Origin of the sequence: Rhodococcus wratislaviensis (assembly GCF_041228765.1) — a bacterium.
Taxonomy (GTDB): Bacteria; Actinomycetota; Actinomycetes; order Mycobacteriales; family Mycobacteriaceae; genus Rhodococcus_F; species Rhodococcus_F wratislaviensis.
Genome location: NZ_CP150488.1, coordinates 929,738 through 948,837, shown reverse-complemented (window position 1 = coordinate 948,837; position 19,100 = coordinate 929,738). Strand labels below are relative to the sequence as shown.

General features: G+C 67.8%; 21 protein-coding genes. 12 read left to right on the top strand and 9 right to left on the bottom strand.

All coding sequences use genetic code 11. The annotated features are described in order from the left end of the window. Positions 1 to 18 precede the first annotated feature (18 nt). Positions 19 to 2,187, top strand: a complete 2,169-nt coding sequence (locus tag WKC72_RS04350; RefSeq protein ID WP_370184258.1) for a tetratricopeptide repeat protein — start codon at positions 19 to 21, stop codon at positions 2,185 to 2,187. Between the two features lie 14 nt (positions 2,188 to 2,201). Here the strand turns inward: WKC72_RS04350 and WKC72_RS04345 are convergent, their stop codons facing one another. Continuing rightward, complete coding sequence (locus tag WKC72_RS04345; RefSeq protein ID WP_370181842.1) at positions 2,202 to 2,417, bottom strand: hypothetical protein; 216 nt, start codon at positions 2,415 to 2,417, stop codon at positions 2,202 to 2,204. A gap of 210 nt (positions 2,418 to 2,627) precedes the next feature. On the opposite strand from WKC72_RS04345, the gene WKC72_RS04340 reads away from it, so the two are divergent. Both WKC72_RS04340 and WKC72_RS04335 read left to right on the top strand, forming a co-directional pair. Continuing rightward, positions 2,628 to 3,395 (top strand): thiazole synthase, encoded by a 768-nt coding sequence (locus tag WKC72_RS04340; RefSeq protein WP_370181840.1) that lies wholly within the window; start codon positions 2,628 to 2,630, stop codon positions 3,393 to 3,395. Between the two features lie 41 nt (positions 3,396 to 3,436). After that, positions 3,437 to 4,246, top strand: a complete 810-nt coding sequence (locus WKC72_RS04335) for an MBL fold metallo-hydrolase (RefSeq protein WP_370181839.1) — start codon at positions 3,437 to 3,439, stop codon at positions 4,244 to 4,246. Between the two features lie 21 nt (positions 4,247 to 4,267). Here the strand turns inward: WKC72_RS04335 and WKC72_RS04330 are convergent, their stop codons facing one another. The 5 genes from WKC72_RS04330 to WKC72_RS04310 all read right to left on the bottom strand — a co-directional run bounded on the left by WKC72_RS04330 (position 4,268) and on the right by WKC72_RS04310 (position 10,114). After that, positions 4,268 to 6,622, bottom strand: a complete 2,355-nt coding sequence (locus WKC72_RS04330; protein ID WP_112300261.1) for an arylsulfatase — start codon at positions 6,620 to 6,622, stop codon at positions 4,268 to 4,270. A 263-nt stretch (positions 6,623 to 6,885) separates the two neighbouring features. Then, complete coding sequence (locus WKC72_RS04325; protein ID WP_009476677.1) at positions 6,886 to 7,368, bottom strand: hypothetical protein; 483 nt, start codon at positions 7,366 to 7,368, stop codon at positions 6,886 to 6,888. Positions 7,369 to 7,440: 72 nt separating this feature from the next. Beyond that, positions 7,441 to 8,103, bottom strand: coding sequence for a hypothetical protein (locus tag WKC72_RS04320; RefSeq protein ID WP_112300262.1), 663 nt, complete (start codon positions 8,101 to 8,103; stop codon positions 7,441 to 7,443). Positions 8,104 to 8,185: 82 nt separating this feature from the next. Further along, on the bottom strand, positions 8,186 to 9,193 hold the full coding sequence (locus tag WKC72_RS04315; protein ID WP_370184256.1) for a PHP domain-containing protein: 1,008 nt from the start codon (positions 9,191 to 9,193) through the stop codon (positions 8,186 to 8,188). 45 nt (positions 9,194 to 9,238) lie between these two features. Continuing rightward, positions 9,239 to 10,114, bottom strand: coding sequence for a LysR family transcriptional regulator ArgP (locus WKC72_RS04310; protein ID WP_370181838.1), 876 nt, complete (start codon positions 10,112 to 10,114; stop codon positions 9,239 to 9,241). 72 nt (positions 10,115 to 10,186) lie between these two features. Between WKC72_RS04310 and WKC72_RS04305 the strand changes: the two genes are divergently transcribed. The 5 genes from WKC72_RS04305 (at position 10,187) to WKC72_RS04285 (ending at position 13,076) form a co-directional block, all read left to right on the top strand. Further along, positions 10,187 to 10,807 carry a LysE/ArgO family amino acid transporter gene (locus WKC72_RS04305; protein ID WP_370181837.1) on the top strand — a complete coding sequence of 207 codons (621 nt, stop codon included), beginning with the start codon at positions 10,187 to 10,189 and terminating at the stop codon, positions 10,805 to 10,807. 58 nt (positions 10,808 to 10,865) lie between these two features. Beyond that, positions 10,866 to 11,447, top strand: coding sequence for a hypothetical protein (locus tag WKC72_RS04300; protein WP_037234737.1), 582 nt, complete (start codon positions 10,866 to 10,868; stop codon positions 11,445 to 11,447). Continuing rightward, positions 11,447 to 11,857 (top strand): TIGR03668 family PPOX class F420-dependent oxidoreductase, encoded by a 411-nt coding sequence (locus tag WKC72_RS04295; RefSeq protein WP_370181836.1) that lies wholly within the window; start codon positions 11,447 to 11,449, stop codon positions 11,855 to 11,857. The genes WKC72_RS04300 and WKC72_RS04295 overlap by 1 nt, the downstream gene beginning before the upstream one ends. A gap of 55 nt (positions 11,858 to 11,912) precedes the next feature. Then, on the top strand, positions 11,913 to 12,581 hold the full coding sequence (locus WKC72_RS04290; RefSeq protein WP_370181835.1) for an SDR family oxidoreductase: 669 nt from the start codon (positions 11,913 to 11,915) through the stop codon (positions 12,579 to 12,581). Positions 12,582 to 12,734: 153 nt separating this feature from the next. Then, a complete protein-coding gene (locus WKC72_RS04285; protein ID WP_037234747.1) occupies positions 12,735 to 13,076 on the top strand; it encodes a hypothetical protein in 342 nt (113 codons plus the stop codon). A gap of 3 nt (positions 13,077 to 13,079) precedes the next feature. Here the strand turns inward: WKC72_RS04285 and WKC72_RS04280 are convergent, their stop codons facing one another. Next, the gene (locus WKC72_RS04280; protein WP_037234750.1) at positions 13,080 to 13,730 is read right to left on the bottom strand and encodes a maleylpyruvate isomerase family mycothiol-dependent enzyme; all 651 of its coding nucleotides are present in this window, start codon (positions 13,728 to 13,730) and stop codon (positions 13,080 to 13,082) included. Between the two features lie 160 nt (positions 13,731 to 13,890). Here WKC72_RS04280 and WKC72_RS04275 point away from each other — a divergent pair, with 160 nt between their 5' ends. From WKC72_RS04275 to WKC72_RS04265, 3 genes are read left to right on the top strand one after another with little or no spacing between them, the layout of a single operon-like run. After that, positions 13,891 to 14,754: a TIGR04222 domain-containing membrane protein gene (locus WKC72_RS04275; protein ID WP_370181834.1), complete on the top strand. Its 864-nt coding sequence runs from the start codon at positions 13,891 to 13,893 to the stop codon at positions 14,752 to 14,754. After that, positions 14,751 to 15,596 (top strand): DUF692 domain-containing protein, encoded by an 846-nt coding sequence (locus WKC72_RS04270; protein ID WP_370181833.1) that lies wholly within the window; start codon positions 14,751 to 14,753, stop codon positions 15,594 to 15,596. The genes WKC72_RS04275 and WKC72_RS04270 overlap by 4 nt, the downstream gene beginning before the upstream one ends. Continuing rightward, entirely contained in the window at positions 15,593 to 15,922 is a 330-nt protein-coding gene (locus WKC72_RS04265) for a hypothetical protein (protein ID WP_235214575.1), read from the top strand. The genes WKC72_RS04270 and WKC72_RS04265 overlap by 4 nt, the downstream gene beginning before the upstream one ends. Here WKC72_RS04265 and WKC72_RS04260 read toward each other — a convergent pair. Further along, positions 15,861 to 16,865 carry an alpha/beta fold hydrolase gene (locus WKC72_RS04260; protein ID WP_370181832.1) on the bottom strand — a complete coding sequence of 335 codons (1,005 nt, stop codon included), beginning with the start codon at positions 16,863 to 16,865 and terminating at the stop codon, positions 15,861 to 15,863. The genes WKC72_RS04265 and WKC72_RS04260 overlap by 62 nt on opposite strands. Positions 16,866 to 16,987: 122 nt before the next feature. On the opposite strand from WKC72_RS04260, the gene WKC72_RS04255 reads away from it, so the two are divergent. Beyond that, positions 16,988 to 17,743 carry a GntR family transcriptional regulator gene (locus WKC72_RS04255; RefSeq protein ID WP_037234763.1) on the top strand — a complete coding sequence of 252 codons (756 nt, stop codon included), beginning with the start codon at positions 16,988 to 16,990 and terminating at the stop codon, positions 17,741 to 17,743. Here the strand turns inward: WKC72_RS04255 and WKC72_RS04250 are convergent. Beyond that, positions 17,740 to 19,047, bottom strand: coding sequence for an MFS transporter (locus tag WKC72_RS04250; protein WP_370181831.1), 1,308 nt, complete (start codon positions 19,045 to 19,047; stop codon positions 17,740 to 17,742). The genes WKC72_RS04255 and WKC72_RS04250 overlap by 4 nt on opposite strands. Positions 19,048 to 19,100: the final 53 nt, after the last annotated feature.

The window sequence follows — 19,100 nt, the reverse complement described above, 5'->3', positions numbered from 1 at the left end:
GAAACCAGGCGAACACCGATGGACGACCCGCAATCCACCAGGGGTGTGCGATTCGATCCGTTCGCGGACGACGACGATGACGACGTCCCCTCCTCACGCACGGTGCCGGACGCCGTCCACACCTCCGACCTGTCGATGCTCCTGACCAATCCCGTTCTGGCGGAGCACAAACGCTACTGCGACCGATGCAAACGCCCCGTCGGACGTTCCACCGCCGCGCGGCCGGGAGACACGGAGGGGGTGTGCACCCACTGCGGCACCGTCTTCTCGTTCGCCCCGCAACTCGAGGCGGGCGAACTCGTCGCGGGCCAGTACGAGGTCCTGGGGTGCCTCGCCCACGGCGGCGTCGGCTGGATCTACCTCGCGCTCGACCACAATGTCAGCGACCGCTGGGTGGTCCTCAAGGGCCTGCTGCACTCGGGCGACCCCGTGGCCCAGGAGATTGCTCTCGCCGAGCGCCGGTTCCTCGCCGAGGTCACGCATCCGAGCATCGTCAAGATCTACAACTTCGTCGAACACCCCGGGATGGACGGCAATCCCATCGGCTACATCGTCATGGAGTACGTCCGGGGCAGAACGCTGCGCGACCTGCTCACCGAACTGAAGGAGGAGGCCGGGCCCGACGAACCGAAGCCGATGCTGCCGGTGGAGCACGCCATCCGCTACCTCCTCGAGGTCACGCCCGCGCTCGGATACCTGCACTCGATGGGGTTGGTGTACAACGACCTCAAACCCGAGAACATCATGATCGGCGACGACTACGACCAGCTCAAGCTCATCGACATGGGCGCGGTCGCCAGGATCGGGGATCACGGATACATCTACGGCACACAGGGTTACCAAGCCCCCGAGATCGCCACCACCGGTCCCACCGTCGCCTCCGACATCTACACCGTCGGGCGGACGCTGGCCGTGCTGACCCTCGACATGCCCACCGTCGGCGGCTGTTACGTCGACGGCCTGCCGACACCCGAGGAGGCGCCGCTGCTGGCGGAGTACGAGTTCTACCACCGGCTGCTGCTCCGGGCCATCCACCCCGATCCGGCCCGCCGGTTCGCGTCGGCCGAGGAGATGTCGACGCAGCTCGAGGGTGTCCTGCGCGAGGTGCGGGCCCAGCAGACCGGCCACCCGCAGCCGGGGTTGTCCCACCGGTTCAGCCCGCAGCGCACGACGTTCGGGACCGACCTCACGATCAGCCGCACCGACGTCTACGTCGACGGGCACCGCCGGGACGAGCGGATCAGTGCGATGAGTATCGTTCGAGCACTACCGATTCCGTTGGTGGACCCGGACGACCCGGCCGCCCCGTTGCTCTCCGTCGTCCACAGCCGACCGAGGGAGCTCCTCGATTCACTGCGCAGGGCGAAGGAGTCGGCGGACGACGGCGTGGCGTCCACGAGCATCGAGATCCCGCTCGCCGAGGTACGCGCGCACCTCGACCTGGGGCAGCCCCGTGATGCCGCCACCATTCTCGAATCCCTCGACCACCAGCGTGAGGACACGTGGCGCGTCGACTGGCACACCGGACTGTGTGCGCTGGTGGGCGGCGACTTCGAGGCGGCGTTCACCCGGTTCGATTCCGTCCTGACCGCGCTACCGGGCGAGGAGGCCCCGAAGCTCGCCCTCGCGGCGACGGCCGAGATGTGGTGCGAATACCGCTCCGGCGAGGACATCGGGCGGTGGCGGCGGACCGCCGAAAAGTATTACTGCACAGTGTGGCGCACGGATCACGGCGCGGTGAGTGCGGCGTTCGGGCTGTCGCGGCAACTGGAGCACCGCGACGACCGGGCGGCCGCGGTGGAGGCCCTCGACGAGGTGCCACCGACATCCCGGCACTATGCCGAGGCCCGGTTGACGAGTGTGCTGATGCTCGTCCACGATCGGCCGCTCGCCGAGGTGAGCGAACGGGATCTGCAGGAGGCCGCCCGGCGAGTCGAACTGCTCGCCCACGACGAGCGCCGCGCACTCCAGACCCGGGTGCTCGTTCTCGGCGTGGCCGTCGACTGGCTGCACGCCGGCGGCATTCCCGAGACGACGCGGATCCTCAGCGTGCCGTTCACCGAACGCGGTCTGCGCACCGGGGCGGAGTCGGCGCTCCGGGCCCTCGCCCGCAAGGCCCCCGAGCGCAGGCATCGGTACACCCTGGTGGATCTCGCCAACCTGATCCGCCCGACCACGTGGCTGTGACTCCCGGATTCGGGTCACCGCACCCCGAATCCGGTGTGCTCGCGTCCCCACCGGGCATTCCACGCCATCACCTGCATGCGGTCGCTCAAAGCATCACGGCTGCGGACCGTTTCGGCCAGCTGGCCCATGAGTTCGATGATCCGTCGCCGAGCGTCCTCCAGTTCCGTTGCCAGGCGCTCCTCCTCCCTCGACCTCGCGGTGCGGTTCCTGCTCGCGATCATGGTGCTCATCTCTACTCCGATCGTGACGACGTGGCGTTCTCCACGGGGCTCATCGCACCGACAACTCTGGGCCATCTGGTACGGGTCCAGAAGATCCAGAAAGGCGGCGAGACAGGGGTCCAATCTGGACCTATGACGTAGCGCACAAGTGGTTCTGACGCCGGAGACGATTCGATCGTAGGGTTCGAGTGCTCGCTGACATCTCGACCGGAGGTACCCATGCGCATCCACACCGACGCACTCACGATCGCGGGCAGGGACTTCTCGTCCCGGCTTCTCATGGGCACGGGCGGTGCGGCCAACCTCTCGGTGCTGGAAGAGGCACTCGTCGCCTCGGGCACCGAACTGACGACGGTGGCGATGCGCCGAGTGGACGCCGCAGGGAGAACCGGGCTGCTCGAACTGCTGGATCGGCTGGGCATCGCGTTGTTGCCGAACACAGCCGGCTGCCGGGGCGCCGCGGAGGCGGTGCTGACTGCGCGCCTGGCCCGCGAGGCCCTGGGCACCAACTGGGTCAAGCTCGAAGTGATCGCCGACGAGCGCACGCTCCTGCCCGATGGGATCGAACTCGTCTCGGCAGCAGAACAACTCGTGGACGACGGATTCGTCGTGCTGCCGTACACCAACGACGACCCCGTGCTCGCGCAGCGCCTGGTCGATGCCGGATGCGCCGCCGTGATGCCACTCGGTTCGCCGATCGGCACCGGGCTCGGCATCTCGAACCCCCGCAACATCGAGATGATCGTCGCGCGCACCGACATCCCGGTCATCCTCGACGCCGGGATCGGCACAGCGAGCGACGCAGCACTGGCGATGGAACTCGGCTGCGACGCCGTACTGCTCGCCACGGCGGTGACGAGGGCGTCGGACCCTCCGCTGATGGCCGCGGCGATGGCCGCAGCGGTCACGGCCGGGCACCTCGCCCGGAATGCCGGACGGATACCGAAACGGTTCTGGGCGCAGGCGTCGTCACCGGTCGCGGTGTAATCGGCGCCCCGCGAACACCGACTCGGCTAGCGTGAGCCTCCATGCGGGTACACCACCTCAATTGCGGCTCGTTCTCCTCGGCGCTCATCGGGCGGTTGGTGTGCCATGTGCTGGCGTGTGAAACCGACGCGGGCATTGTGCTGGTCGACTCCGGCTTCGGGCTGGCGGACGTCGCCGATCCCACCGGACGCGTCGGCCGGTACGCGAACCTGATGGGCGCCCGGTTCCGGGAGTCGGAGACGGCGGTCCGCCGGCTCGAGAAGCTGGGCCTGAATCCTGCGGACGTGACCCACATCGTCGCGACCCATCTCGACTTCGACCACGTCGGCGGCGTCGCCGACTTCCCGAACGCCACCCTGCACACCACCGCCGCGGAACGAACGGCGTCAGAAGGACGTTCGTCGTTCCGGGAGAAGATCCGCTACCGTCCCGCCCAGCTCACCCCCGCACCCACGGTGCACACCTACTCGGGGCCGGGCGAATCCGTGCTCGGTTTCTCCGACACCTACCCGATCGCCGGGGTCGGCGACCGCATCGTGCTCGTCCCGTTGCCCGGCCACACCCGGGGCCACGCGGCGGTGGCCGTCGACACCGGCGAGAAGGGCTGGCTACTGCACGCGGGCGACGCGTTCTACCACCGCAGCACGGTCGCCGCCCCCGGACAGGTGTCGCCGGGAACCGAGGGTCGCGCCCTGCGCGTGATGGAAGAGCTGATCGCGGTGGACCGTTCGAAGATCCGCGGCAATCATCGTCGGCTCCGGGAACTGAACAATCAGGAGGCGCCGCGGGTGCGCGTCTTCTCCGCCCACGACCCGACCCTGTTCGAGGAACTGGCCGGTGAGCGGGGCTAGCGCTACCGCTTCACAAGGGGCTCAGTCGATCGCGAACCAGGCCCGCACCTGAGCCTCGTGGTCGATGTACCGTTCGCCGGACACGTCGACGACGACCTTGTCGATGGCGCCGCCGGTGAAGGTGAACGGTGCGGTGTAGTCCGGGGTCACCGGGGATGCGCTGTCACGCCCGACGCAGATGCCGTCGCCGACGAGGCAGAACGCGCCCGGCTGGGTCACGATGTTCCCGCCCGCCACCCGCTGGTCGTCGACGTACAAGGTGACGGCTCCCGCGAACCCCGGCACTGCCGGGTCGGTGTTCTTGCCCTCCACCGTGAACTCGGCTGTACAGACATGTGATCCCGGAGTGATTTCGCTTTCGGCGGTGATCTCCTGGAGGTGTGTTCCGAGCCAGTTGTACACATAGTGCAGTCGACGATCCTTCAGGTAGAGGCTGTGTCCGCCGGCCACGCCACCGTGGGCGTAGAGGACGCCCTCGGCGTCGGCGGTGTCCAGACGAACCCCCGCCGCGATCGTGAACGACCGGCCGTTGATCGGGACACCGGCCGACTCGGGAACATCCGCGCAATCCGGGTAATACACATACTGATCTCTTTTCTTCCCGGAGTGCGGCCGCTCGGCCACGACCTGCTCGAGGGCGCTGCGGTCGTCGAGTGGCAAACCGTTGTAGAGACCGGCGTAGTAGAACCACAGGCTTTTCAGGGTCGCCAGACGTTCCGGTTCCTGCGCGGCGAGGTCCTTGGTCTGGGCCCGGTCCTCGTCGAGGTGGTAGAGCTCCCAGACGTCGTGCTCGTAGTGACCCCACCCGGACAGTGGCGGATGCACGGCAGTGGCGAGCCACCCCCGCTGATACAGGGATCGCTGACCGAGCATCGTGTAGAACTGCAGTTCCTTGCCCGGTACCGTCGCATCGGTCAGGGATGCCGCGAAACTCTCCCCTTCGATGGGGTTCTGAAGGTATCCCCCGAGGGTGCGCGGCGGTTCGATCCCCACCAGTTCGTAGATCGTCGGAACGATGTCGACGGCATGGATGTACTGGTGCAGGGGCTCACTCCTGGGCTCGAGCTTTGCCGGCCAGGCGACCATGCACATGTCGGCGATGCCGCCCTCGTAGCCGGCCCACCGCTTCCAGTACGGGAACGGTGTATCGAACGCCCAGGCCCATCCGGTGTTGTAGTGGTTGTACGACGCCGGCCCGCCCAGTTCGTCCAGGTGTGGGAGTGTCTCCTCGGTCGTGTCGGCGACCCCGTTGAAGAAGCGCCACTCGTTGAACGATCCGTTCGGGCCGCCCTCACCACTGGCGCCGTTGTCGGAGATGACGACGATGAGCGTGTTGTCGAGTTGCCCCGAGTCCTCCAGAAAGTCGATCACCCGACCGAGCTGATCGTCCGCGTAGGAAACGAAGCCGGCGAACACCTCGGCCATGCGCGCGAAGAGGCGCTGCTCGTCGGCGGTGAGCGACGCCCAGGGCCGGACCGTGTCGAGTTTCGGCCAGGGTTGCCCGTCGGGTCCGGTGCGTGTCGGCTCTCCGTGCGGATTGATGGGTGAGAGCTCGGTGTTCTCGGGCAGAAGTCCCATGTGCTTCTGCTGCTGCAGGATTCCGGCGCGAATGGCCTCGTACCCTTCGTCGAACCTGCCCTTGTACCGGTCGGCCCACTCCGCGGGGACGTGGTGCGGTGCGTGCCCGGCCTGCGGCGCGAGATACATGAAGAACGGTTTGTCGGGGTCGACGGATTTCGCGTCGCGGATGAACTCGATGGCCTTGTCCGACAGGTCCTTCGACAGGTGGTAGCCGTTCTCGGGGGTGCCGGGAGCATCGACCGGGTGATTGTCGTAGACGAGATCCGGGTACCAGCTGTTCGTCTCGCCGCCGAGGAATCCGTAGAAGCGTTCGAATCCGCGGCCCAGTGGCCAGCGGCTCTTGACCGCAGACATGTTCGTCTCTTCGCCCGGGGTGAGGTGCCATTTTCCGACGCAGTAGGTGTTCCAGCCCTGCTCGGCCAGAACTTCGGAGATGAACGCATTCTCGAACGGGATGTGGGTCGAGATGCCCGGGAATCCGGAGCTGAACTCCGCGATGGTCGCCATGCCGTTGGTGGTGGCGTTGCGGCCGGTCAGCAGCGACGCCCGGGTCGGGGAACACAATGCCGTGGTGTGGAAGTTCGCGTATTTCGTCCCCATGTTCGCGATGCGTCTCATGGTCGGGGTGTCGACCGGGCCGCCGAAGACGTCCATGGTGCCGTATCCCACGTCGTCCCAGGCGAGGAGCAAGATGTTCGGGGCACCGTCAGGGGCTGGTGTCGGCAGGTACGGTTCCCAGTCCGGGACCGAGTCACGAATATCGACCGCGATCTTCCCCCGCTGATTCCTGGCCATGGTGTCACTCCTCGACTGGGTAGGGTTGACCTGCCATGCGGTCGCTGCACCCGTGCACCGGCCGCCGGCGGGGATCGCCGGTGATCCCCGCCGGATTCATCGTCCGGCCGCCGACGACCGGGTGTCTACGCCCGCACGGTACGAGCCGACACGATCTTCTTCCCCCACTCCGGGCGAGTCTTGACGGGTTGAATTCCGGCCCCGAAAGGGCCGGCACCTACGGCGGTGCGCGTGTGCGGCGACACCGGATGGACGTCAGGGGCTTACAGCACGGTGGTGAGAATGGTCCTGACGATCATCGAGATCGCGACGACGCCGAATATTCCGAGTCCAACGATCCACACGTAGAACATGAGCCGCAGGTGTATGAGGTTCCCGAACCAGCCTGCATCCAACTTCGTTTCATACGGTTTCCGGAAGGCCGCGCCGTGCGGCCCCCAGTCTCCCGCCCCGAGTTCGTCCTGTTCGAAGCGGTCGAGCCACTGTACGTCCCGAATTTCAGCCTGTCGGTGGCTCGCCATGAGCATGATCGAGATGACCGACAAGTTCAGCGCGAGCACTGCGGAGAAGATCCGAGCCCACGTGTCGACGCCCTGACCCAGCGCGATGCTGAACAGGAAGGCTTGGGCGGTCAGGCTCAGGGCCGGGACCTGCCAGAGCAGGTTCTCGTATTGCAGGCGGCGGGCCGCCACCACCCGGTACAAGGCCTCTGGATCGGTGGGGCGCCGGGGCGCGGGATTGGCCACACCGGCACTGTCTCATGAAACAAACATCTTCCGCCAGAACCGTAACCCGGTGCTCGGCGTCGCCGTGCACGCTCAGTTCGGGCGGGTCGATTCGTGCCGACCACCCGAGAGGATGAACACACTGATCAACAGCACCCACGCCGGAAACAGCAGAGTCACCCAGAAACTCAGGCTGACGACCAGGAGCAGGCTCAGCGCCACCAGATAGGTGATCACCGCCAGCCAGCGCGGCATCAGGCCGGTGCGTAGCCAGATCGTGCCGAGCGAAATCATGAACACCCCGGCCATGCGCAGCGCGTAGACGTTGTTGATCTGCAGCATCACCTCCCGTCCGAAGTAGACGATCGACGATTGCGGGAGGTCGGACTGCCGCGAGATGGCGAGCACACCACCGGCGACCGCCGTCGAGGTGAAGATCATGGCCAGAAACAGCAGCCCGCTGCCCAGGAACACCGTCGAGAAGAATCGGTCCTCGAGATCCCCGAGCCGGTCGCGGATGACGGCGACGAACCACAGGAATGCGATACCCGCGAACGGTAAAAGCGTCAATGCGACAGACATTCTCGATCCGGTGCGCCCCACCCACGCCGTGTCCGTGACGACGCCGCCGGGCAGCGCGGTGCGCACCAGCACGAAGCTGATGGCGAAGAGCACGGCGAACACGATACCGGCGATCGCCGCGGCGCGCGGAGTCTTCAGCTGCCGCAACCGCGCATCGCCCTGCACTTCGGCCATACACCAATCTAGACCGAAGTCGTGTTTCCCGACAGGCCTTCGGCCCGTGCGCGGTTGACGAGTCCCTGCACTCGTCAACCACTCACGGGCGCTGCTTTGCCCATTCCAGCAGATCGTCGGCGGACCACGTGTTCACGACGCGGTCGGCCTCCACACCGCACCGCATCGCCCGCTCGCATCCGTACCCCTGCCAGGCGAGTTGCCCGGGGGCGTGCGCGTCGGTGTCGATCGAGAACAGGCACCCCAGGTCGATGGCCAGATCGATGAGGCGACTCGGCGGGTCGCGGCGCTCGGGACGGCTGTTGATCTCGACGGCGGTGCCGTTGTCGCGGCAGGCGGTGAACACCTGCTCCGCGTCGAACGTCGACTCCGGCCGGGTTCCGCGACCGCCTTCGACGAGGCGGCCCGTGCAGTGCCCCAGCACGTCCACCAGCGGATTCTCCACCGCCCGGACCATCCGGCGGGTCATCGCCCCGCGCTCCGCCCGCAACTTGGAGTGCACGCTGGCGACGACGATGTCGAGTTCGTCGAGAAGATCGGGATCCTGGTCGAGCGAACCGTCGTCGAGGATGTCGACCTCGATGCCGGTGAGGATGCGGAACGGTGCCAGTTCCTCGTTCAGCTCGGCGATCACCTCCAGCTGAGAACGCAACCGCTCCGCCGACAGCCCGTTCGCGACCGTCAGACGCGGGGAATGGTCTGTCAGAGCGCAGTATTCGTGCCCCAGGGCGGCCGCGCTGCGCATCATCTCGTCGATGGGGCTGCCGCCGTCCGACCAGTCCGAGTGGGTGTGCAGGTCGCCCTTCAGCGCGTCGCGCAGCGCACCGCCGCCGATCGATTCCGCGTTCTCCCGTAGTTCCGCGAGATAGACGGGCACGCCGTCGAGCGCCTCACGGATGACGGTCGCCGTCTTGGGTCCGATGCCGGGCAGATCCTTCCAGCTGTCGGTGCGCTGCCGGACGTCCCGCTGTTCCTCGGACAGTTCGGCCACCACGTCGGCCGCGCGCCGGTACGCCTTCACGCGATGCGTCTCGGCACGCGACCGTTCGAGCCAGAACGCTGTCTCTCGCAGGGCCTGCACCGGGTCCATCGGGCTGTCGGCGTCCATGACTCCAGTGTTGCGCCCACCCCGACGTCACCGCAACGCTTCGCGCGCCCCGTCCCGGACCGCGGTGGTGAGCGCCGCGAGGATCGGCGAATCCAGCTTCCACCGCTGCCAGTACAGCGGGACATCGATCGGGCGGGACGGGTCGAGTTCGACGAGCCCGTGGTCGTCGCCGGTGTGCAATTCCGGCAACAGTCCCCAGCCCAGTCCGTGGCGGACGGCGTCGGAGAACGCGGAAGACCCGGGGACGAAATGCCGCGGTGGCTGCAGCCGGCGCCGCGTGAAGCCGCGCAGGAACCGGGCCTGCAGTTCGTCCTTGCGGTCGAAGTCGAGCATCGGTGCCACCGCGAGGGCGTCCGCCGTCGGGCCGTCGGGAAGCCAGCGTTCGGCGTAGTCGCGGCTGCACAGCGCGCGGTACCGCATCGACCCCAGCTTCTCCACGGTGCAGCCCTGCACCGCCTCGGGGACGGACGTCACCGCGGCCATCACCGTGCCCTCCCGCAGCAGGGTGGTCGAGTGGAATTCGTCTTCCCGATGCAGGTCGAACAGCGCCCGATGTTCCGGCGCCAGACGGGCGAGGGCCGGAATCATCCACGTGGACAGCGAATCCGCGTTGACGACCAGCGACAGCGTGCTTGCCGTCGCCTCCTCGGGATTGAGGGACGACATGGCCTCGCGCTCGAGGTGGGCCATCTGGCGGGCGAGCGTGAGCACGACGTGCCCGGACTCGGTGGCCCGGACCGGCTTGGACCGCTGCACGAGGACGCGTCCCACCTGCTGCTCGAGTGCCTTGATCCGCTGGCTCACCGCGGACGGCGTGATGTGCAGGACGCGGGCGGCGGCGTCGAAGGTGCCTTCGTCGATCACTGCGGCGAACGTGCGAAGAGAAGCCAGGTCCAGATCCATATGAAGCGATGCTAATGGCAATGAAGGATAATTAGCTGGATTGATGGACGCGGGGTTCGTAGCGTGGTTTTCATGCACCTCACCCCTGCCTTGCTCACGGTGGCGGCCGGCTTCGGTACCGGCCTGTCGCTGATCGTCGCGATCGGCGCGCAGAACGCGTTCGTCCTGCGACAGGGGATCGCGCGCAGGCACGTCCTGCCGGTGGTCGTGCTGTGCGCGGTGTCGGACGCCGTGCTCATCGCCGTCGGGATCAGCGGGATCGGCGCCGTACTCGCGCACGCTCCGGCCGCCATCACCGTGATCCGCTGGGCGGGAGCGGCATTCCTCGTCTCCTACGCGGTGCTCGCCGCTCGCCGCGCCCTTCGCCCCGGAACTCTCGATGCCACACAGGAAATCGGATCGGCAACTCTCGCGACATCGATCCTCACCTGCCTCGCGCTCACCTGGCTCAACCCGCACGTCTACCTCGACACGGTGCTGATGCTCGGCTCGGTGGCCAACAACCAGGGCGATTCGGGCCGGTGGCTGTTCGGCCTCGGCGCCGCCACCGCCAGCGTCTTCTGGTTCCTGGCGCTCGGCTACGGCGCCCAGTTCCTGCACCGCGTGTTCGCCCGACCCGGCGCGTGGCGCGTGCTCGACGCCGGGATCGCCGCGCTGATGCTCACCCTCGGCATCACCCTCGTCACCAGTTAGTCACCAGCTTGTCAAGATTTTGTTGACAACGGAACTCTTGTCAACTAATACTTGACACATGCCGGATGCCGCGCTCACTCAACTGCTGTCGGACGCGATCGCCAAGGCCGACCCCGAGATCGACCCGGGACTGGACCACGACCCCGCCGCCTACCTGGCCCTCGTCCGGCTCACGTCGCAGGCACGGGAGTCGGTCGACGAACTGCTCGTCTCCGCGATCGCCGCCGCGCGCTCCGCCGGACACAGCTGGGACACCGTCGGCGCCGCACTCGGCATGTCGCGGCAGGCGGCGCAACAACGCTTCGGCAAACGGATCGGCGACGCCCCCGACACGGACCCGGACGGCCGGACCCGCCGGCTCACCCCGCTCACCGCGTTCAACGAGATGCGCATCCTCAACCACGCGGGCTCGTACGGCTGGCACTCCGTCGGGTTCGGCACCTTGTTCCACACGGTCCGCAAGTCCGAGGAACAGTGGGAGCACACCCGGGTGTCGGCGCTGGCGAGCCGCCAGAAGCTCGAGGCCGACGGCTGGCAGAAGGTCGGGACATTGTGGTTCCCGTGGGCATACTTCAAGCGTCCGTTGGGCATTCCCGCCCTCCCGGAACCGGTGAGCGGCGACTATCTGATGGAACCGTGATGGATGCCGTCGCGCGGTTCGCGGCCGCCCGCATCGCGCGCCTCGCCACGGTCGGGTCCGACGGGGTGCCGCACCTCGTCCCACTCGTCTTCGCGCTCGACTCCGACACGATCTATTCCTGCGTCGACCACAAACCGAAGCGCAGCACCGCATTACGGCGCCTGACGAACATCGCGGCCAATCCCGCCGTCACCCTGCTCGTGGACCACTACGACGAGAACTGGGACCACCTGTGGTGGGTGCGGGTCGACGGGCGGGCAGAGGTGCTCGCCCCCGGCTCCCCGGAGAGCGGGGCCGCGATCGACGTTCTCGCCGCGAAGTATCCGCAGTACGTCGACCGCCGCCCGGACGGACCGGTGATCGCGATCCACGACCTGCGGTGGCACCACTGGAGTGCCTTCGGCCCGTGAGTACTTATTAACCTCCCGCGGTTGACAAGTACTCACGGGCGTTAGCCTCGACAGCATGCCCACAGCCCTGATCACCGGCGCGAGCCGTGGCCTCGGAGCCGCCATCGCCCGCGAACTCGCCCCGACCCACGACCTCCTGCTCGGCGCCCGGTCGGCCGGGTCGCTGACCGACATCCTCGACGAACTGCCGGGCGCCACGCCCTGGCCGGTCGAGCTGACCGACTACGGCGCGCTGGCGGCCGCGTGCGCCCCGATCGACCGGCTCGACGTGCTCGTCCACAACGCCGGCGTCGCCGATCTCGCGACCGTGGGGGAGTCGACCGTCGCGCAGTGGCGGCACACGCTCGAGGCGAACGTCATCGCGGTGGCCGAACTGACACGACTGCTGCTGCCCGCCCTCCGCGCCGCGGGTGGGCACGTCGTCCTGATCAACTCGGGCGCCGGGCTCCGCGCGAACGCCGGCTGGGCGTCGTACGCGGCGAGCAAATTCGCCCTCCGGGCGTTCGGTGACGCACTGCGGCTCGAGGAGCCGTTACTGCGCGTCACGTCAATTCACCCCGGTCGGATCGACACCGATATGCAGCGGACCATCGTGGCCGGCGAGGGCGACGAGTACCGGCCGGAGAAGTATCTGCAGCCGTCGACCGTCGCAAAAGCCGTGCGTAACGCGGTGGAGACACCGGGTGATGCGCACCCCACAGAAGTCGTGCTGAGGGTCCGCTGACCGCGGAGAAACCTGCGTGAGATAGATCACAGATTGATCTCACAGAAAGGCTTTAAGCTGCTCACAATTAGTCGCCCTACAGTTCTTCTCATCAGCAGAGGTCGCAAACGTGAGTCAGGTTCAACGAGCTGACTCCCAGGAGGTATCCCCACGATGAACACCGACCAGCGTATGTACAGCGACACCGTCGTCGCCGTCGACGGCGACGTCTTCGCGACGATGTTCACTCTCGACCTCGGTGACGGCGAGGTCGATCGCGAAGCAGTCGAGCGGATTCACGGCGGCGACTTCGACGAGTGGATCGAGGCGGCAGCGCGGTCCGGCCTGTTCACTCCGCAGGCGGTCGCGGGCCTGGTTCAGACGTGGCAGGACAACCCGAAGTCCCTCTTCGACGCCCTGCTCGTCGATGCCGACGAGATGACCCACAAGCGCTACGCGATCATCTGGAACGCGCTCGACGACGCCGACACGTTCGAGAACGTCGAGTACGCCTGACGATCAGAACGGCCACGCGGGCACGGGCGGCAGACCCTCCCGCGTGGGGCGCCCGATAACCCACGCCAGCAGTTCGGTGCGCGGAAGTTCCGGCACCCCGAGATCCGGATGCCGAGCGGCGAGCTCGGGCAGTTCCGATTCCAGCGTGTGCTCCACGAAGGCCGACGGCCAGTCGGCCGCCGAGTAGTCCAGCCCCAGGTCGACGTGGTGGATCTCGAGCTCCCGCCACCGCAGCACCGGCACCTGCCGCGCAGGCACCCGCTTACGCCAGTTCACCGGCGTCTCGTACAGATCTTCGGTGATCCGGCGCAGCGACTCGATCACCCGCCGTCCCGCGAAGCGGAAATCGGCCACCAGCAGTTCGGCCGGACGTCCGGCCCCCTCCTCGATCGCCGCGGCCCGCGCGGCCGGACCGCCCGGGTACATCTCGGGCGCGGCCTCGCCGGTGATCACCCCGACGGCGAACCGGTTAAGCGCGTCCGCATTCCTCGCGAGGTGCGTGACGACGTGCCCCCGGCTCCACCCCGGCAGCAACGACGGCTCGCGCGCCTGATCGTCGGTCAACCCCTCCAGCGTCGCCTCCACCGTGCGGTGCGATTCCGCAACCGCATCCAGCAATTCGGCATACGACAGTGCGGCGATCGGCGACGTCATGCTGACGATGCTAGGCGATGCCACCCACAGCCACCTCACGACGAATCCCCAGGATCTCGATAACGGAACGGTGACGATCGGCACCCGGCGGGTGCAAATCGGACAATCGTACTGATACTGAGATCGACTGTCGGACAACGTGGTTGAAAGGTGGTGTGCGATGTACAACGAATCCGCTACGTGGGGGATACCGAGCGAGACCTTCCTGGTGATCTACGTCGCCGCCGCCGTGCTCGCGGTGGGGCTGGCGGTGTTCCTCCGGTCCCGGGGCACCGCATCCGCCCCGACCGACGGCGTCCGCCTCGATCCGGTGCAGGCCGGCATGCTGACCAGCGACGATCGCGCCATCGCCGCGTCCCTGACGCTGCTGCGGGGAGCCGACCTCATCTCCGCCGACGGGACGGTCCTGCGGGCGTGGGGGGTCACTGACAACGCCCTCGGATGGTTCACGCGGGCCGTTTACGACGAACTCGCCTCCGGGCGCGGCGCCCTCGGCAACCTTCGGCTCCCGGGCCGGTTGCAGGCCCCGCTCGACCACCTGCGCGCCACGCTGGTCGCGCAGGGGCTGCTCACGGGACCCGAACAGAAGGCCTGGAATCGCCGCACGAGCCTCCCGATCCTCGTCGTTCTGGCCATCGGCGTGGCACGCCTCGTATCCGGGTTCGCCGGCGGCAAACCGATCGGCTTCCTGCTGCTCGCGGTGGTCCTGCTCTCGGCCGCGCGGGAGCTCGTTCGCCGGACCGGCCGCCGGACACACCAGGGCACGGCGGAACTGCAGCGACTGCGCCGCGAGCACTCGTACCTGTCGCCGCGGATGCGCCCGTCGCTCACCGCATACGGTCCGACGCCGATCGCACTGTCGACGGCACTCTTCGGGATGGGGGCCGTCGGCTTGTTCTCCCCGGGGTTCGCCAGCGCGGCCGGTGTCACCGACAGCGGCAGCGGCGACGGCGGCAGCAGCGGCGACAGCTCCTGCGGCGGCGGCGGCGGTGGGTGCGGCGGTGGTGGGGGGTGCGGAGGATGAGCACCCTGATCGAGCCGGGCCTCGGCATCGGCTGGCGCCCGGAGATCTGCGGAATCATCGACCGGCTCGACGGGCTGGGGTTCTGCGAGGTGATCGCCGAATCGCTGCCCGCACGCCGGCGCGGAGTCGGCGTTCCGGACGAACTGCGGTCGCTGGGGGTTCCCGTCGTCCCGCACGGCATCTCACTGTCGCTGGGTGGCGCGGACGGCGTCGAGCAGCGCCGGATCGACCATCTGGCGCGGTGCGCCGACGCGCTCGGTGCGCCGCTCGTCAGCGAGCACGTCGCGTTCGTCCGGGCGGGCGGCCTCGAGGCCGGGCACCTGCTGCCGGTGCCGCGCTCGGCGGAGGCCCTCGACGTGCTGGTGCGCAACATCCGGCGCACGCAGGAGTCCCTGCCTGTGCCCCTGGCCGTGGAGAACATCGCGGCCCTGTTCGACTGGCCGGACGACGAGTACTCGGAGGGTGAGTTCCTTGCCGAACTGGTCGAACGCACCGGCGTGTACCTGTTGCTGGATGTCGCCAACGTCTACGCGAACGCCCGCAACCGCGGATGCGACGCCGGTGAGGAACTCCGGCGGCTTCCCCTCGAACGCGTGGCGTACTGCCACGTCGCCGGGGGATCCGTACGGGACGGCGCGTATCACGACACCCACACCGACCCGGTGCCCGGCGAGGTGCTGGACCTGGTCCGGCAGTGGGCAGCCGATGCCATCCCCGCGGTGATGCTCGAGCGCGACGGGAACTACCCGCCCGCCCGGAAGTTGTTCGACGAGTTGGATGCGATCGCCGATGCGGCCGGCTTCGAGCGGATCACCGGGGGCGCCGTGTGGAGCCTGCCGTGACCGGGCTCGTGGCGCGGCAGGCGGCCTTGGTCCGGGCTCTCGTCGCAGCGGGGGAACTGCCGGAGGGATTCGACCGCCACGCGATCGACACCGCATCGAAGGCCTTGCTCCGCAAGCGGTCCGGGGAAGTGGGCGGACACCTTCCCCACGTCCGCGCCGCCCTCGGCGACCGATTCTTCGCGCTGTTCGCCGCCTGGGCCGAGGGCAGGCCGAAGGTGAGCACCCACGCGGACGCCGCAGCGTTCACCGCGTACCTCGAGTCGATCAGCGAACTGCCCGAGCGGAGTCGGCGTCGTCGGCGTCTTTTCCGCCCGCGAGGAATCTGAGCAGCAGCTCGTTCACCTCGTCGGGCCGTTCCTGCTGCACGAAATGCCCGGCTCCCTCGACGAGATGGAGTCCGCGCAGGTCGGGGACGGTGTCACGCATCCGGTCGAGGGCCTGCGCACCACTCATCACGATGACGGGATCGTGCGCGCCGGCCACGAACAGCGTCGGCACCTCGATGTGCGCGCCGGCGAGACTCCCGGAGCGCTCCCAGTTGGCGTCATACGCCCGGTACCAGTTCAGTCCGCCCGTGAATCCCGTCCGGGTGAAGACCTCCACGTAATGGTCGAACTCTGCCTCCGTCAGCCACGACCACGGCAGGGGTGGGGCGTCGGGCAGCACGTCCAGGTAACCGTTGCCCTCCGAGGGATGCTGCCAGATGTCCAGATAGCGGTAGGCGCCCGACAACGCGTAGAACAGTCGCTGCAGGAATCCTCGGGGGTCGGCGTCGAGTTCGCGGTCGGCGACACCCGGTTCCTGGAAGTAGTGGATGTGCAGGAAGTGCTTGCGCGCCATCGACGCATAGAGCTCCGACGGTCGCAGCGGGAACCGGTCGGGCGCGTAGGGGACGGCCAGGAGCACCAGCCCGGACACGCGTGCGCGGTGACGCAGTGCGACGGTCCAGGCGACCGGTGCTCCGAAGTCGTGGCCGACGAACACGGCCTGCTCGTGACCGAGCGCGTCGAGCAGATCGATCAGCGCGTCCGACACCCGCTCGTTCGTGTAGTCGTCGATGTCGCGGGGCACGTCGGTGCCGCCGTAGCCGGGCATGTCGGGGGCGATCGCGCGGTACCCGGAGGCCGCGAGGGCCCGCATCTGATGGCGATAGCTGTAGCCGAGGCCCGGGAATCCGTGACACAGGACGACGGGCGGCCCGTCACCCAGTTCGGAAATCTGCCAACGGAATCCGTCGACCGTCACCACCCGATCCGTCGACGACGGCATGCTCCGCACCCCCTCACCGGATAGAACGCGTTCTCGCAACGTAGCGTATCTGCGACGCCACTAGAATGCAGCTGACTCGCAGTGGCGACCGTCGACCGACCGGGGAAGTGGGGTGATGCGCAATGGTGGAGGCACGCTCCCGCCATGAGTTCGTCGCACTCCAGCTCCGGCAGCGCATCATGCAACGGCAGTACGCGGTGGGTGAGTCGCTGCCCAGCGAGAGCATGCTGTGCGCGGAGTTCGAGGTGTCACGCGGTCCCGTGCGCCAGGCTCTGGCCACGTTGAAGAACGAGGGGCTCATCCAGCTGTCCCAGGGCAAACCGGCCGTGGTGCGCAGCCACGACATCACGCAGACCCTGGACACGTTCACACCGTTCTCCCAGTGGGCGCGCCGGACCGGCCGCGCCGCGGGCAGCCGCACGCTCGAGATCGCGCGTCGCCGGGTGTCCGAACCCGCCGCCGCCGCACTGGGATCGAGTGCGGACGACTTCGTCGTCGAGGTGCTCCGCGTCCGACTGCTCGACGGCGAACCGACGATGATCGAGCGGAGCACGTTCACCGAGCGCGTCGGCTCCCTGCTGTTCGACTTCGACATCGACACCGGATCGATCACCGACTACCTCACCTCCCGCGGCGTCCGCTTCGAATCGATGGAGCACGTGCTCGACGCCGTCGCCGCAACCGAGGTCGACGCCGAGAATCTCGGCATCGACCCCGGCAGCCCGTTGCTTCGGGAACGTCGGACGTCGCGGGATCAGAACGGCGACACGTTCGAGTACGCGGACGATCGGTACCGTCCCGACCTGGTCGCCTTCAGCATCGTGAACGCCCGCACCATCGACCCCCGGCTTCCGTCGGACGACGGCAACGGAGGCTAGTCGGCTGCCGGCATGCGGTTCCAGTGCGGGATCAGTAGCAGCATCGCCACGAACGCCGCGACCGCGAAGCCGTAGAACAGGGTGGACGTCCCGAGGTACCCGGGGAGCAGCCCGCCGAGGATGGCGCCGACCGATCCGCACCCGTTGATGATGCCGCTGGCCGCGCCCGCATGCTTGGACGTGCCGAAGTCGACGGCCGAGACGCAGGAGATCATCGCGTCGGCGCCGTAGATGGACAACCCGATCACGGCGAGGACTCCCACCATGATCCACGCGTTGCCCGCCGCGGTCAGCGGCGTGAACAGTGCCAGCACGGCCACGAGCACCGCCAGGCTCAGGACGCAGGCCGGGATGCGCCGCGCCGTGAACACCTTGTCGGAGATCCGGCCGATGACCATCGGTGCGACGACGCCGGCGACCCCGAACGCGATCGGGATGACGATCGCCTGGAAGTGGCCGGCGCCGTGCAGGCGCTCCGCGACGATGACCGGACCCCACAGGAGGATGGCGTAGCGGGCGGGCTTGAGCAGGAAATATGCCATGCCCAGCGTCATCACCATGCGGTCCTTCAGCACCACCACGAACGACTCGCGCACCGACCGCGCGGGTTCGGCAATGACCTCCGCCGCGGCCGAATCATCCAGTGGCAGAGTCTTCTCCTCCGCGCGGTACTCCTCGATCGGTGGCAACCCCACGTCCTCCGGGGTGTTCCGCTGGAAGACGACGACGGCGACGAACACGACGACCACGATCGCAGCGCCTGCGAAGAACGCGGCCCGCCAACTGTCGAACACGCTGTACGCGACCCAGCCGAGCACGGGCGCGGCCACGAGGCCCCCGAACGCGTAGTTGGTGCTCCACAGCCCGAGGACCCGGCCGCGTTCCGAGATGGCGAAGAACTGGGCCATGTTCTTCAGCGTGCCGGACCAGCCGGTCGATTGCGCAAGACCCTGAATGATCATGAGCGGCAACAGGAAAGCGACAGCAGGCAGGATTCCCATGAACATCGTCGCGACAGCCGAGATGGCCAGGCCGCCGAGAACGACGATGCGCGGGCCGTATCGATCGGAGACGGAGCCCCAGACGAATTGGCCGAGCGCGTAGGCGGCGAGGTACACCGCATCGAGATTGGCGAGCATTCCCTTCGTCAGGACATCGTTGACGAGTGGGTCTTCCAGGATGCCGAGTTTCGCGACAGCGAAGGATTGCCTCGTGAAGTAGAACCCGGCATACGCGATCCAGGTGATCGCGAAGATTTGTATTCTCCAGCGTTCGTAACGCGGGATCGTTGTGCGTGTGGTCATGATTGTCTGCGCCATGATATTCACCTCGAGGTGAGTGCGGCGGCCTACGAGAG